Origin of the sequence: Caloramator australicus RC3 (assembly GCF_000297115.1) — a bacterium.
Lineage (GTDB): Bacteria > Bacillota > Clostridia > Clostridiales > Caloramatoraceae > Caloramator > Caloramator australicus.
In genome coordinates, this window is the sequence record NZ_CAKP01000019.1 from 24,568 (window position 1) to 39,001 (window position 14,434).

The window sequence follows — 14,434 nt, forward strand, 5'->3', positions numbered from 1 at the left end:
AGTGTTTAACTTTACAAGAGCCCCGGAAGGATTAGAAAAGGTATTGCTCATAAGTTAAAGTATTAGAATTATATAAGTTTATGAGGCAATACCACGAAAGTCCTTTATGGGGCTTTTGTTAATCAAACTTTTTCAACAGGCTGTTTATTTTTTGGTAAATATGAGATAATATAAGTAGATTAATGAAAGGGAGTGTTGATATGATAGACAGAGAAAAGATAATTGAGTTTTTAGAAAATGAAGGACTTAGCGAAATCGATGTTATCGATTATAAGGATGAAGACGTCTTAGTTTTAAACTTCTTCTATACCTTTGATGAGGCAGAGCTTGAAGCTGCAAAGCAGTTTGCAAACGATAATTACGAAGAGGATAATGAGGATGTATGGTATGAAGAATACTTCTTACCATACCTTACTGATATGGCAGCGGATAATATAAGGGACATCGTCGATGATTTAGGAGAAAAGTTTGGGGTTGAAGGTGAATTTGTTCTCTACGAAATGGATAGGGATTATCATAGCGAATGTGAATGCATTTTAGCCCTTGCTGAAAAGGGAAAGGATTTTGACATTGAAGACATTTTAGATGAATTAGAATAAGGCTGCACCTTATAATGTGCAGCCTTATTCTGAAAATTGAAGCTGATAAAGGTTATAATATAGGCCCTTCTTTTCCATTAACTCATCATGGCTTCCTATTTCCCTTATTCTTCCTTTATGCATTACTATTATTCTATCGCAATTTTTTATCGTAGATAATCTGTGGGCTACTATTATGGTTGTTCTGCCATCTGAAATCTTTTTAAGGGCATCCTGGATAAGCCCTTCAGTTTCGGTATCTATATTGGAGGTTGCTTCGTCCAGGACTAAGATTGAAGGATCAAATGCAAGGGCCCTTGCAAAGGCAATAAGCTGCCTTTGACCTTGTGAAAGGGTAGTTCCTCTTTCGTTGACTGGGCTTTCGTATTTTTGGGGCAATCTTTCAATGAACTTATCTGCGTTTACAAATTTGCAAACTTCTATTATTTTTTTATCAGTAATTCTGTTTTCACCAAGTCGTATATTACCTTTTATATCTCCTGTAAATAAAAATACGTCCTGCATAACTGTGGCTATATTTTTCCTTAAGGAATATTTATCATAATCCTTTATATTTATTCCATCTATCAAAATTTCTCCTTTTTGGACATCATATAGCCTGCTTATTAAATTGATTATGGATGTTTTACCAGCACCAGTATGTCCTACTATGGCAATTTTTTCTCCAGGTCTTATTTTAAAGCTTACATCTTTTAGAACATATTCGTCCTTTTTGTAGGCAAACCATACATTTTTGAATTCTATTTCACCTTTAAGCTTTTCAACTTTTATTGCATTTTCTGAATTTGGTATTTTTTCATTCGTATCTAGAAGTGAAAATATTCTTTCGGCGGATGCCATGGCTGATTGGAGTATATCGTATTTTTCGGTTATGTCGTATATTGGTTGGAAAAACTGCTGAACGTATGAAACAAAAACATATAAAACTCCAAAGGGAATAATTTCCTTTAAGACCATTTTACCACCAAACCATACTATTGCTGTTAAGGTCAATGTGGATAAAAAGTCTATGCTAGGCCTGAATATCCCAAAAATTATAATTTGATTTCTTGTTTCTTTGTAATAATCCTTGTTTACTTTTTCAAATTCATCAAAGGTTTTGTCTTCAATATTGAATATTTGGATGGTTTTCATACCTGATATATTTTCGGATAAAAATGCATTTATTTTAGCAAGCTTGGTCCTAACATTTCTATAGGCTTCCCTATCATATTTTCTAAATATAATAGTCAATATAATTATAATAGGAATAAAAAATAGCATAACAAGGGCTAATTTTGCGTTAAGTGTAAACATAGCAATTACTATTCCTGCTAATAGAAAAAAGTCCTTAACAAGATAAACTAAGACTGAGGTATACATTTCGTTTATGGTTTCAACATCATTTGTAACTCTTGTAACAAGGCGCCCGATGGGAGTTTTATCAAAAAATGAAAGGGACAACTCCTCAATGTGTTTAAAAAGTTTTTCCCTAATATTAAATATTATTTTTTGACTTGTTAGATTTAAAATATAAACCTGACCGTAATTAACAAAAAATAATATTAAAGAAACAATAAAAACATATAAAGCTGTTTTGATTATCCCCTTTAAATCATCCTGCCTTATATTTTTTAAATCATTAGATGTTAGCTTTTTTATTTCAAAGGAGTTATTATCCTGATATAATTTATCTTTGATTATAAAACTTTTAGAATAATCGACCTTCCCATAAGCTATGTAATAATCTGTCCCGTCATAAACCAAAGAGACAGTTTTGCCCTTTGGATGAATTCCCTTAAGTATCGTATTATCTTTTATAGTATAATAACTTTTATATCCATTTATATATTGATCAATTGCGTTTTTAATAAGGTATGGTCTTGATAGGTCTAAAAAGACGGCTATAAACATTAATAGAAAAACTAATGCCATTTCTTTTATATAAGGTCTTATGAATTTTAATAATCTTTTCATTAGGACGGAATCATATTCTTTTACAATCGAGTCCTCCAAATTGAATTTATCCATTATTCCGCCTCCTCTAACTTTTCTTCAATCTGCTGTTTTAAATATATTTTCTTATAAAGTCCATCATTTTCTATAAGTTGATTATGGTTCCCGCTCTCTACTATTCTGCCTTCATCTAACACGATTATGTTATCACAATCTTTAATAGCTGAAATTCTGTGTGAAATTACAATTGAAGTTTTTCCTTTCATTACTTCCTTTAAATTTTTTAAAATCCTATTTTCTGTTTTTGCGTCAACTGCTGAAAGACAGTCATCGAAGATAAGGATTTCAGGTTCTTTTATTAGCGCTCTTGCAATTGAAATTCTCTGCTTTTGACCTCCAGATAGGGTTATTCCCCTTTCGCCAACGATTGTTTTGTAACCATCGTTAAAACCTATTATATCCTCATGAACCTCTGCAATTTTGGCATATTTTATTACTTTATCATCGTCAGTCTCATAAAGTGGAAGGGCTATATTTTCTGCAACGCTTTTCGAAAATAAAAAGGATTCCTGAGGAACGAAACCAATTTTTTTTCTTAATATTGAGATTGGAATTTTATTTATGTCGTGCCCGTTTATAAATATTGTTCCATCTTGAACATTATAAAGCCTTATTAAAAGATTAACTAATGTGGATTTTCCACTTCCTGTTTTACCTATAATACCAAGGCTTTCACCTTTTCTTATATGGAGATTTATATTTTTAAGAGCTGGAGACTTAGAGCTTTCATATTGAAAGTTGAGATTATTTATTATTATATCTCCATCTAAAGAGGTAACATTATCAACGTTCTTATCATAAATTTCAATACTTTGATTTAAAACGTTTTCAATTCTTTCCAGGGAAGCATATCCCCTTTGAACTACATTTATGACCCAACCGATTGCCATCATTGGCCATACCAGGCTTCCAAGATACATATTAAAGGCTATAAAATCACCGATAGAAATTATGTTTAAAACAACATAAGAAGCTCCAACGGCAATTAAGATTACAAAGCTCAAATAGGCTAAAAGCTCAGTAAGGGGAAAAAGGATGCCCCAAACCTTAACAAGATTCATATTTGCTTTTAAATATTCCCTATTCTGTTCATTAAACTTTACATATTCATTTGCTTCTTGGGCAAAGGTCTTTATTACTCTAATTCCTGAAAAATTCTCTTGAACGACGTCAGTAAGTTTTGCAAAGACTTCCTGAACCTTTAAAAATCTTTTATGAATGAGTTTACCAAAGTTTGTAGCAACGATAGATACAAGAGGAAGAGGAATTAGTGATATTAAAGTTAGCTTAACATTGATGGACAGCATAATTGATAATGTTATTACCGTAAGGAAAATAGCATCAAACATCATTACTATTCCTTGACCTAAGGACATTCTAAAGGCGTTTAGATCATTTGTAGCAAGAGCCATTAGGTCACCTGTTTTGTTTTTGTTATAGAAATTTATAGAGAGTTTTTCAAGACGAGAGAAAAGCTTATTGCGCAGGTCATATTCTATTTTTCTTGATGTTCCAATAATAAAAATCCTCCAGAAAAATCTTGAAATGGCTATTATAATGGATAATACTATTATTAATAGGAGATTTTTTGCAACTGATATATTGGAAATACTTTTGTTTGCTATACCATCCGATAGTCTACCTAGAATTCGCGGAGGAATAAGCTGCAGAATATCCACAACAAATAGTGCTAAAATGCCAAGGATATATCTTCCTTTATATTTTTTCATATATTTTAACATCATTTTTAATTTTTTCAAATTTATCACCCCCATAAAAGGATTATATAATTATTTTAAGAAAATTTCAAATTTTTTGATTTGGAGGTTCAAAATGAAGGTTTTAGTGTTATTTGGAAGTCCTAGAAAAAAACATACTTATGAACTTACAAAGGCTTTTATAGAGGGATTAGAAAAAGATACTGAAGTTGAATTTATAGATACGCCAAAGCTTAATATATCTCATTGTATGGGATGTAATTATTGCTTAAAGGAAATGAAATGCTTTATAAAAGATGATATGGAGGATATTTTAAATAAAATCGAAGAGGCGGATATAATAGTCCTATCCTCGCCGGTTTACTTTGGAACAGTAACATCATACCTTAAGGTTTTAATCGATAGATGCCAGCCTCTTTATAATAAACGTTTTGTTTTAAAGGTGGAGGATAAGGTGAAAAAGAAGGGGTTTTTAATATTTACAGCTGGAGGAAAAAACAAAAGGATGATCGATTCTATGAATCTTGTCGCAAAATTTTTTATGCTCTCTTGTGGTGCTGAGCTTGTAGATACAATTTATTGTTTAAATACTGATGATAATGGTTTAGATAAGGAAGTTTTACAAAGAGCTCATATGAGTGCAAAGAGCATATTATGAATAAAAAATGGATTTTGTGGATATAATTACATGTAAAATGATTTTTAGGAGGGTTCCATGAAATCCAAAAGATTTTTTAAAAGCGAAATTAAGTTTTTATTGATTTTAATATTGATAATAATCCTTCCTATTATAATAGTAGGCGGAAGTAAATTAAGAAAGAGGGACTTTAAATACTATCTTTTAAATAAAGAATATGATAAATTATATTCCTTTATAAGATATCCATCCTTTACAAAAAAGGTCTTTGAAAAATATATGAGTTATAATTTCAGTGGTGATCTTGAAATTTTAGAGGATAAAAGGGCTAATGGCTATAGATTTATAACTGTTAAAACGGATAAGGGAGAAAAAATTATATCATTGTCTTTAGAGGATGGAAAAGAATACTGGTTTTTCAACGACTATGCAAATGATTTTTCCATTGAAGCACCTCTAAATGCTAAGGTTTTTATAGAAGATATGGTTTATATAAATACAACAGGAAGATTGAAGGTTGAAAAACTTCCTCTTGCCCTTTATGATGTAGAAGCAGTTCTTGAAAATTGCATTCCTTTTAGAAAAAAAATACTTGCAGGACAGAATTTTAAAATTGAGATGAAATTGAAGGAGGAAGCAATAAAGACATGCTTAAAATCCATCGAGGATTACTATAACTTTTATCAAAATAGCATAAATACATTAAAAGTCCAGGATATTTCCGTTTTGGATAAAAATAGCGGACTTTATAAAGAGGTTTTGGATGAAATTGCTTGGAACAAAGATTTAGGAAATAAGGTAAAGAAAAAAATATTAAGTTATGAACTAAAAGAGGCAATTTTGGAAAACGAAAACATAAAATTAAAAATAAAGGAAAAGTGGGAAATAAAAATAGACGATGGGAAAAAGCAGAGTCAAAAATCAGAGGAATATGAAAAATATTATATATTTCCTTATAGCAAACCCAACTTCATTTCCCAAATTATAACAAATAAATAATACTTTTCATGTTTAATATTACAATAATTACACACTCTATATTTAGAATAATTTGAAGGGAGTGTGTAATATGAGAGGAAGATTCATTAGTGGACTTGCGGCAGGAACTATTCTCGGTGCAATAGCAGGAATGATGATGGTTCCTCAAATGGACTATAGAAATAGAAGAAGGATAAATCGTGCAAGTAGAAGAGTAGAGGAGCTATTAAACGAATTAAGACAAAATTTAAGATGAAAAAGCAGGTTTTCCTGCTTTTTCTCTTTTTTTTATTTACTAAATAAGTCGACTTGTGTATAATTTATATAAATAAATTGTTAAAAAAGGGGATGTGCTATGGAAGTTTTAACCTTGGGGGAAAAAATAAAATTAAAAAGAAAAGAAAAAAATTTAACATTAAAGGAACTTGCTGGTGATAGAATAACTCCTGGACAAATAAGCCTTGTAGAATCTGGGAAATCAAATCCAAGCATTGAACTATTAGAATATCTTGCAGAAAGGTTAGAAACAGATATAGAGTATTTTTTAGAAAGCGAAGAAAAACAGGCATCAAGGATATGTGAGTTTTATTCAAATATATGTGAATCAGCGATAATATCTGAAAACTATTTAAGAGCAGAGGAGTTTATAGAAAAGGGACTTTTCTATGCACAAAAGTATAATCTTAATTATTATAAAGCAAAATTTGAATATTTTTATGCAAAGATTATGTTTAAGAAAAATGATTTAGAGGGAGCACAGCTTCACTGCTTAAATGCCAATAGCTTGTTTTTAAAATTGGATAATATAGATTATATAATAAAGAGCTTTTTGTTACTTGGACATATAAGCATTATGATGGGATATATAACTACTGCATTAAATTATTTTATTCAGGCAGATGGTATATTGAATGAACATAATCATATAGATGAAGTTTTAAAGGCAAATATACTTTACAATATCGCAATGTGCTACTATAAGTTAGGTAACAATGAACAGGCAATAGCCTTTGCTTCACTTGCAAAGGACAAGCTTGCAGCGTTAGAAGATAAAAGACAGTATGGAGAAACTTTAATGCTACTTAGTATATCCTATGCAAAGGAAAATAATTTAAACGAGGCGCTAAGATATGCAAAACTTGCAAAAAAGATATTTTCAATAATAGAGGCAAATAGGGAGATTTCTGATATAGAGATGAATTTAGGGATGCTTTTTTCACAAACAGGTGATGTCCAGCAATCCTTTGACCATTTAGAAAGGGCATTAAGGCTCAAAATGGAATATAAGGATGCGTCAGTATATGAGGCTTTATTTATATATTGCGATAATTATATAAAGCTAAAGGATTATAATAAGGCACTAGACCTAGTAAATAGAATTTTAAACGATGCTGGAGACAATGAGAAAATTAGAATAAAAGTATATGAATATTTATATCGAATATATGAAGCAAAGGAAGATTATAAAAATATTGAAATTTCACTGCTTGAAGCCGTTAAATATCTTGAGAATCTAGATTACAAAAAGGAACTTGCAGACTTCTATACTCTTCTTGGAAAGTTTTATATGAAATCAAACGAAAAGGAACTGGCATTGAATTTTATAAATAAAGGATTGGAAATTTACAAAGACTTAGGAATAATTTTGACGTAAACGGGTGGTGGGATCATGATTACTATTGGGGAAAAAATAAGAAAAAGAAGAAAGGAATTAGGTTATACATTAAAGGAAGTTGCAGGGGATAAAGTTACAATTGCCCAATTAAGTTCAATAGAGAACGGTAAGAGCAAACCAAGTAGAAAACTACTTGAATATTTAGCAGAAAAATTAAAAGTAGATGTTGAATATTTTACACTAAATGAAGTAGAAGTAACTCATAGGGATTTTAAAAAAATAATTAAAACTGCTTATAGCTTTTTTAATGAAGCAAAATATGATGAAGCTTTACGAACAATAGAAGATGCCAGATTGATTTTCAATAATCTATTGAACCATGATAGAGGAGATTATTATAAATTTATAGGGGAATGTTACTACAACAAAGGTGAATATGAAAATGCCTTTGAGAATTTCAATAAAGCGTTGATTAATTTTTCTAAAATTTCTGACTACGACAATATGGCAGATTCAAATATAAAAATAGCAAACAGTTTATATATGTCTAAAAAGTTTCAGATGGCCCTTGCTTACTATAAGAGTGCAGAAAATCTTATTCCATTTGTTAAAGATAATTCTATAATTGCAAGAATATACTATGATCTTTCATTATGTTATTATACATTGGATAGATTTAGATTTTCTAAGGAGTATCTTGATAAATGTTTAGATTTCATTAAGGAAAAGGATTTGTCTTCTAAAACAGATCTTATCCCATATATTAATATGATGGCGGGTATTATCGATCTTAAGGTTGAAAATGTAAGGGAGAGTCTTGAAAAGTTTCAGGAGGCCTTCGAAAAATATAAGCTTAATGGCGATATGGTTGGAATGGGAAGGGCTATGAACAATATAGGTATATGTTATATGGAACTTGAAGAATATGATAGGGCTCTTAGCTGCTTTAAGGAAGCCATAGATTATAAAATCATAGGTAACGATGAGGAAATGCTGGATCCTTATTTAAATATGATCGAAATTTATGAGAAAAAAGGGGACAGAGAAAATATTTTAACTGTATTAAATGATGCCGAATCCAATTTAATAAAATTAAACGATATATCAACATTAATAGATGTTTATATTTTAAAAATGGAATATTATATAAAAGAAAAAGATTTTGATAAAGCTGAAATATATGGCTTTTTAGCTCTTGATAATGCAGAAAGAATAAAAAATATAGACAAATTGAATAAAATATATATTGCTTTGTCAAAACTTTATAGAATGATAGGAAATGAAAACCTGTCTATTGAATATATGTTAAAGGTAAAAAAGTAGGCCATTGGCCTTAAGGAGGGATAATATGGATTTTAATGGGTTTGTTGCAGCTGATTTTGATTTTTTTAAAAAGAAGGATAAATTTACAAAGGAGGAGTATGATAAATTTAGAAATGAAATAAAGCTTCATTTTAGAAAGTTTTGCTATGAACTTCAAAAAATTTACCATAAAAATACCGATGGTGTTTTAGAAATTGATAAAGAATTTCATGGATTTTCTAAAAAAAGCGAAGAAATTGCGGCATATAACCTTGTTAAAGATGATATGAGAATAAAATTTTTTTTAAATAGTGAAAACGTTGGAACATGTTTAGAAATAAAAGATGATAATTTAAAGGATTTTTTAACTAAATATAAGGACGTTATAAAACAATTTCTGTTTTCTAATAAACATGCTTTTATAGAGCTTCAAAATTTGGGAAAAGGTGATAAAAAAACAAGGATTCTAGCCTTGGATTATAGCGAAAAGAATTACGAAGGTTTCATTATGGAATCTAGTAAATCCAAAACCCTATTGGTTGGCTTTATATACAACAAAAATGAAGCTATTAAATTAGGAAAGGATATTACAAAACACATACATGAAAATTACTATGAAATAAGCAAAATTAAGGATCTTATGTTGCAAAATAAATAGAAAAGTATATAATAAAGAAATATGGTGTTAATTATTTAACAAACCTACAGGAGGTAAAATTATGCCAAAAGTTCTAAGAGTTGTAGATAGGAGAAGGTGTATTGGTTGTTTATCATGTAGGCAGGCTTGTGCAAGATTAAGGGGAGATTATTCCCCTTCAAATGCAGCATTAGATGTCAAAACTGCTGGCGGAATGTCGGGAGAGTTTATTATAACTATTTGTATGTCATGTGAAGATCCTGCATGTATGGAAGCTTGTAAATTTGGAGCTCTAACAAAAAGAAACGGGGGAGGAGTTGTCTTTCATAAGGATAAATGCACGAAATGTGGTGCCTGTGCAAGGGCTTGTTCTGTAAGTGCTATTAGAATGGATAAGGAAGGGTATCCAATTATATGCACCCACTGTGGTTACTGCACAAGATATTGTCCCCATAGATGTATTGCAACGAAGGAGGTTTAACTATGCTGCATAAAGACTTTATAAGGGTTTTGTATATAGATCTTACTAATGAAGAATATAGGTTTGAAGAACGAAGGGACCTTTTTAAGTATTTAGGTGGAACAGGTGTTGCGGCAAAACTTTTAGAGGAAAATATCAAACCAGAGCTTGATCCCTTAGATCCAGCCCAACCTATTATTTTTGCAAATGGCCCCTTATCCTTTGTTATGCCAGTTTGCACAAAGGTTGTTGCAACGTTTTATTCACCACATACAAGGGAATATGGGGAAAGCCATGCTGGTGGACGTCTTGCAATGGCAATGAGATTTAACAATATTGATGCAATTGTTATTACCGGTAGAGCAAAGCACCCTGAATATCTTGTTATAGATGATAAGGTTCTTTTTAAAGATGCAAGGGCGATGTGGGGGCTTTCAGTTGAGGATACAGGTAAAATTTTAAGACAGCATACTTCAGGAAGCGGTATTAGAAGCTCCATGAGAATTGGACGTTCAGGAGAAAATTTGGTTTCCTATGCTGGGGTTAATGTTGATACCTATAGGCATTTTGGTAGGCTTGGACTTGGTGCAGTATTTGGATCAAAATTGTTAAAAGGTATAGTTATAATTGGGGATGAACCTGTTAAAATACCAAAGGAAAATATGAAAAAATATAGAGAAGTATATGACAGCATTTATGATACCGTAACAAAAACTGATGTTATGGAAAAATATCATGCTGTAGGAACAAGTATAAATGTCCTTCCATTAAATGAGATGAATTCACTTCCATCATTAAACTTACAAACCACAAGATACGAACATGCTGAAAATATTTCAGGCGAAAGATTTGCAAAGGAAGTATTAGTTAGAAAGGTTGCATGCTCAGGATGCCAAATAGGATGTATACATATAGGACAATTCAGAAGAGAGTTTGATGATGGTTATGAATATGAAACTGTTAATGTATCCTATGATCATGAATTGGTTTTCGCCCTTGGTAGTTTTGTTGGGCTCAAAAATCCTGAAGAGGTTTTACAGCTTATCGATGTTGTTGAAAGGGAAGGATTAGATGCAATTTCAACAGGAGTAGCTTTAGGATGGGCAACTGAAGCTTATAAGAGAGGGATAATCACAATTGATGATACATTAATGCCATTTGAATTTGGAGTGTTACAAAACTATATGGCAGCAGTTCATTATATTGCAACAGGTAAGAATGAATTTTATAAATCCCTTGGAAAGGGTGTTGATTTTGCTTCTAAAAAGTATGGCGGACAGGATTTTGCATGCCATCTTGGAGGAAATGAGATGCCAGGCTATCATACAGGATATGGTAGCATAGTTGGTTTTTCTGTAGGATCAAGACATTCACACCTTGATAATGCAGGTTATTCAATAGACCAGGCAAGAACTAAGGAAGAGGATATAGTTAAAAAGATATTTGAAGAGGAATTAGAAAGAAACATATTAACCAGCCTTGTTATATGTTTATTTGCAAGAAAGGTTTATAACAGGGATACGATAATCAAGGCATTAGATGCAGTAGGTATAACATTAACAAATTCAGAACTTACGGAAATTGCAAAGGAAATTTTAAGAACAAAATATAGAATTAAAGAAAAACTTGGTTATTCGCTTGACCAAATAAAGATACCTAAGAGATTTTTTAAAACTATTACTTTAAATGGAAAGCTTGATGAGGAAAAGGCAAACAATATGGTAAAGGAATATAAAGCCATGATAGATGAGCTAATGAAGTAGCAAAATAAAAATACACTCAAGTTAACGGGGATAAACTTGAGTGTATTTTTATTTTAACTGGTGCTGGTAAGGAGGATTATCTTAGAAAATTTTGTGAATTGTGTTGATAAATCTTACAGTTCCTGTTTTTGCCCTCATAACAACAGATTGGGTCTTTGCTGTATCATTTTGATAGAATACAACTCCCTTCAAAAGGTCACCATTGGTAACTCCAGTTGCTGCAAAATAGACCTCATCGCCTTTAACTATATCATCTATATATAATATTTTGCTAACATCCTCAATTCCCATTTTTATACATCTTTCTTTTTCAGCATCATTGGTTGGATAAAGCCTTGCTTGAAAATCACCACCAAGGCATTTTAACGCAGCTGCAGCTATAACACCCTCAGGAGCACCGCCAATTCCTACCATAATGTCTACACCAGTATCTTCAAACCCGGTTGCGATGGCTGCTGCAATATCTCCATCGGTTATAAGTTTCATTCTGGCACCGACTTTTCTAACTTCATCCATAAGATGATTATGCCTTTCTCTATCGAGCATTATAACTGTAACTTCATCTATATCTTTATTGAGAGCTTTAGCCACGTTTTTAATATTTTCACTTAAGGGAGCATCTAAGCTAACAACTCCCTTTGCCTTTGGACCAACTGCAATTTTTTCCATATACATATCCGGTGCATGAAGAAGATTTCCCTTTTCAGCAACAGCGACTACAGATAGAGCACCAGGTAACCCCTTAGCGATAAGATTTGTCCCATCTAAAGGATCTACGGCTATGTCAAGCTCTATGCTTGTGTCATCACCACAGCCTAATTTTTCGCCTATGTAGAGCATAGGAGCTTCATCCATTTCACCTTCACCTATAACAACAGTTCCCCTAACAGGCAAAAGGTCGAACATCCTTCTCATACCATCGACAGCAGCACCGTCTGCTGCGTTTTTGTCACCTCTTCCAAGGTAAATAGCAGACTTTAATGCTGCAGCTTCAGTAACTCTAATAAGTCCTAAGGCTAAATCTATATCTAACATCATTACCTCCTAAAATGATATACTATTTACACTAATATTATATACTAATTAAACATATAATGTCAATTTATTTATCATAAAAAATGAACAGATTATCGTAAAGATAATCTGTTCATTTAATTCTTCCATCCTAAAAATTTATTTTCCAGTGATGCTACAAGAATATACATTATATATGCTGCGATGGATAGGATTATTATGCTGAGCATAACCATATCAAGTTGAGCAACCTGACCACCAAAAACTATTAAAAACCCTAGTCCTTCCTTGGCTACTAAAAATTCACCAACTATTACTCCAACCCAGGAAAGACCAACATTTATCTTGAGGGCGGATATTATAGTTGGAACGCTGGAGGGTAATACAACATATCTTAAAATTTGAAATTTGGTTGCACCAAAGGTTTTTAAAAGTTTGATTTTATCCTCATCAACCTCTTTAAATCCTGCATGGACAGAAATTATAGTAACAATTAAAGAGATCATGAGGGCGATAATGATTATTGCTGGTCTTCCATTTCCTACCCAAAATATAATTATAGGACCAAGGGCTATTTTAGGCAGGGCGTTTAAAACAACAAGGTAGGGCTCTAATACTTTGCTAAGAAAATCCCACCACCAGAGAATAACAGCAAAAATTGTTCCTATAAGTGTGCCAAGAACAAATCCAATGATGGTTTCATAGCAGGTTACAAATATATGTCTAAAGAGCTCTCCATTTTGATAAAGTTTTATTAAGAATTTTATCATCCTTGTTGGCTGGCTTACTAAAAATGGATCGATTATCTTTAATCTTGCTGTTATTTCCCATTGTGCAAAGAATAAAACTAAAATTAGAATCTGAGTAAATATTATTAATGCCTTTCTTTTTTTCACATTCTTTAGGAATATTTCATGTTCCTTCGAATATTCTATTTTATTTTCATTCAACATGAATATCCAGCTCCTTCCATATAAGGTTGAAATAGTCCTTAAATTCAGGAGCTTCCCTAACCTTAATAGGAGTTCTATCTTTTATTGAAAATTTAATTTCCAATATATCCTTAATCCTTGCAGGCCTTTTAGATAAAACTACAACTCTGTCGCTAAGGCTGACTGCTTCAGAAATATCATGGGTAACCATTATTACTGTTTTACCTTCATTTTTAATAATTCTATAAATATCGTCGGATACTGCAAGTCTTGTTTGATAGTCAAGGGCGGCAAAGGGTTCATCTAAGAGCAATATATCAGGATTTAGGGCTAAAGTTCTTATGAGGGCAGCCCTTTGCCTCATTCCTCCAGATAATTGACGGGGATAATAGTTTTTAAAGCTTGAAAGGCCATATTTTTGAAGCATATATTCTACCATTTTTAAGTTATCTCCATTGAGCCTTTTTTGGATCTCAAGTCCAAGGACAATATTTTTATATATGGTTCTCCATTCAAATAGATAGTCCCTTTGAAACATATAGCCAATCTTATTTGAAGGTTTTGTTATTTCTTCATTGTCAATAAATATTTTCCCACTAGAAGGTTTAACAAGGCCTGCTATTACATTTAGAAATGTTGATTTTCCGCATCCCGATGGTCCTACAAGACATAAAAATTCGCCTTCTTTAACATCAAGATTTAAGTTTTTAATGGCCTCTGTTTCACCATCTAGGGTATGATAAATGACGCTAATGTCTTTAGCCCTTAGCTTTATCACTATTAT

General features: G+C 31.7%; 14 protein-coding genes. 9 read left to right on the top strand and 5 right to left on the bottom strand.

The genetic code is table 11. The features are described 5' to 3' along the window. Positions 1-200 precede the first annotated feature (200 nt). Positions 201-599, top strand: coding sequence for a hypothetical protein (locus tag CAAU_RS02215; protein ID WP_008907807.1), 399 nt, complete (start codon positions 201-203; stop codon positions 597-599). A 24-nt stretch (positions 600-623) separates the two neighbouring features. On the opposite strand, the gene CAAU_RS02220 is transcribed toward CAAU_RS02215, so the two are convergent. Then, positions 624-2,609 (bottom strand): ABC transporter ATP-binding protein, encoded by a 1,986-nt coding sequence (locus CAAU_RS02220; protein WP_008907808.1) that lies wholly within the window; start codon positions 2,607-2,609, stop codon positions 624-626. After that, complete coding sequence (locus CAAU_RS02225) at positions 2,609-4,354, bottom strand: ABC transporter ATP-binding protein (RefSeq protein WP_242822554.1); 1,746 nt, start codon at positions 4,352-4,354, stop codon at positions 2,609-2,611. Before CAAU_RS02225 ends, CAAU_RS02220 begins: the two co-directional genes overlap by 1 nt. Before the next feature lie 73 nt (positions 4,355-4,427). On the opposite strand from CAAU_RS02225, the gene CAAU_RS02230 reads away from it, so the two are divergent. The 8 genes from CAAU_RS02230 (at position 4,428) to CAAU_RS02260 (ending at position 11,704) form a co-directional block, all read left to right on the top strand. Continuing rightward, positions 4,428-4,970, top strand: coding sequence for a flavodoxin family protein (locus CAAU_RS02230; protein ID WP_008907810.1), 543 nt, complete (start codon positions 4,428-4,430; stop codon positions 4,968-4,970). 57 nt (positions 4,971-5,027) lie between these two features. Continuing rightward, a complete protein-coding gene (locus CAAU_RS02235; protein WP_008907811.1) occupies positions 5,028-5,948 on the top strand; it encodes a hypothetical protein in 921 nt (306 codons plus the stop codon). Positions 5,949-6,018: 70 nt separating this feature from the next. Next, positions 6,019-6,183, top strand: coding sequence for a hypothetical protein (locus tag CAAU_RS14475; RefSeq protein WP_008907812.1), 165 nt, complete (start codon positions 6,019-6,021; stop codon positions 6,181-6,183). Positions 6,184-6,282: 99 nt separating this feature from the next. Beyond that, entirely contained in the window at positions 6,283-7,581 is a 1,299-nt protein-coding gene (locus tag CAAU_RS02240; protein WP_008907813.1) for a helix-turn-helix domain-containing protein, read from the top strand. Between the two features lie 15 nt (positions 7,582-7,596). Beyond that, positions 7,597-8,865: a tetratricopeptide repeat protein gene (locus CAAU_RS02245; protein ID WP_008907814.1), complete on the top strand. Its 1,269-nt coding sequence runs from the start codon at positions 7,597-7,599 to the stop codon at positions 8,863-8,865. A 25-nt stretch (positions 8,866-8,890) separates the two neighbouring features. Continuing rightward, positions 8,891-9,502 (top strand): hypothetical protein, encoded by a 612-nt coding sequence (locus CAAU_RS02250; RefSeq protein WP_008907815.1) that lies wholly within the window; start codon positions 8,891-8,893, stop codon positions 9,500-9,502. A gap of 61 nt (positions 9,503-9,563) precedes the next feature. Next, complete coding sequence (locus CAAU_RS02255) at positions 9,564-9,962, top strand: 4Fe-4S binding protein (protein ID WP_008907816.1); 399 nt, start codon at positions 9,564-9,566, stop codon at positions 9,960-9,962. A 2-nt stretch (positions 9,963-9,964) separates the two neighbouring features. Then, the gene (locus CAAU_RS02260) at positions 9,965-11,704 is read left to right on the top strand and encodes an aldehyde ferredoxin oxidoreductase N-terminal domain-containing protein (protein ID WP_008907817.1); all 1,740 of its coding nucleotides are present in this window, start codon (positions 9,965-9,967) and stop codon (positions 11,702-11,704) included. 81 nt (positions 11,705-11,785) lie between these two features. Here the strand turns inward: CAAU_RS02260 and glpX are convergent, their stop codons facing one another. The 3 genes from glpX to CAAU_RS02275 form a co-directional block, all read right to left on the bottom strand. Beyond that, positions 11,786-12,739, bottom strand: coding sequence for a class II fructose-bisphosphatase (glpX, locus tag CAAU_RS02265; protein WP_008907818.1), 954 nt, complete (start codon positions 12,737-12,739; stop codon positions 11,786-11,788). A 116-nt stretch (positions 12,740-12,855) separates the two neighbouring features. Next, positions 12,856-13,671, bottom strand: coding sequence for an ABC transporter permease (locus tag CAAU_RS02270; RefSeq protein WP_008907819.1), 816 nt, complete (start codon positions 13,669-13,671; stop codon positions 12,856-12,858). Then, positions 13,661-14,428 (bottom strand): ABC transporter ATP-binding protein, encoded by a 768-nt coding sequence (locus CAAU_RS02275; RefSeq protein WP_008907820.1) that lies wholly within the window; start codon positions 14,426-14,428, stop codon positions 13,661-13,663. The genes CAAU_RS02270 and CAAU_RS02275 overlap by 11 nt, the downstream gene beginning before the upstream one ends. Positions 14,429-14,434: the final 6 nt, after the last annotated feature.

Bases quoted from the DNA above. Each gene is read 5' to 3' on its own strand.
- CAAU_RS02230 (WP_008907810.1), top strand. From the start codon at position 4,428: ATGAAGGTTTTAGTGTTATTTGGAAGTCCTAGAAAAAAACATACTTAT.
- CAAU_RS02250 (WP_008907815.1), top strand. From the start codon at position 8,891: ATGGATTTTAATGGGTTTGTTGCAGCTGATTTTGATTTTTTTAAAAAG.
- CAAU_RS02270 (WP_008907819.1), bottom strand. From the start codon at position 13,671: ATGTTGAATGAAAATAAAATAGAATATTCGAAGGAACATGAAATATTC.
- glpX (WP_008907818.1), bottom strand. From the start codon at position 12,739: ATGTTAGATATAGATTTAGCCTTAGGACTTATTAGAGTTACTGAAGCT.
- CAAU_RS02220 (WP_008907808.1), bottom strand. From the start codon at position 2,609: ATGGATAAATTCAATTTGGAGGACTCGATTGTAAAAGAATATGATTCC.
- CAAU_RS02245 (WP_008907814.1), top strand. From the start codon at position 7,597: ATGATTACTATTGGGGAAAAAATAAGAAAAAGAAGAAAGGAATTAGGT.
- CAAU_RS02260 (WP_008907817.1), top strand. From the start codon at position 9,965: ATGCTGCATAAAGACTTTATAAGGGTTTTGTATATAGATCTTACTAAT.
- CAAU_RS02255 (WP_008907816.1), top strand. From the start codon at position 9,564: ATGCCAAAAGTTCTAAGAGTTGTAGATAGGAGAAGGTGTATTGGTTGT.
- CAAU_RS02215 (WP_008907807.1), top strand. From the start codon at position 201: ATGATAGACAGAGAAAAGATAATTGAGTTTTTAGAAAATGAAGGACTT.
- CAAU_RS02240 (WP_008907813.1), top strand. From the start codon at position 6,283: ATGGAAGTTTTAACCTTGGGGGAAAAAATAAAATTAAAAAGAAAAGAA.
- CAAU_RS14475 (WP_008907812.1), top strand. From the start codon at position 6,019: ATGAGAGGAAGATTCATTAGTGGACTTGCGGCAGGAACTATTCTCGGT.
- CAAU_RS02235 (WP_008907811.1), top strand. From the start codon at position 5,028: ATGAAATCCAAAAGATTTTTTAAAAGCGAAATTAAGTTTTTATTGATT.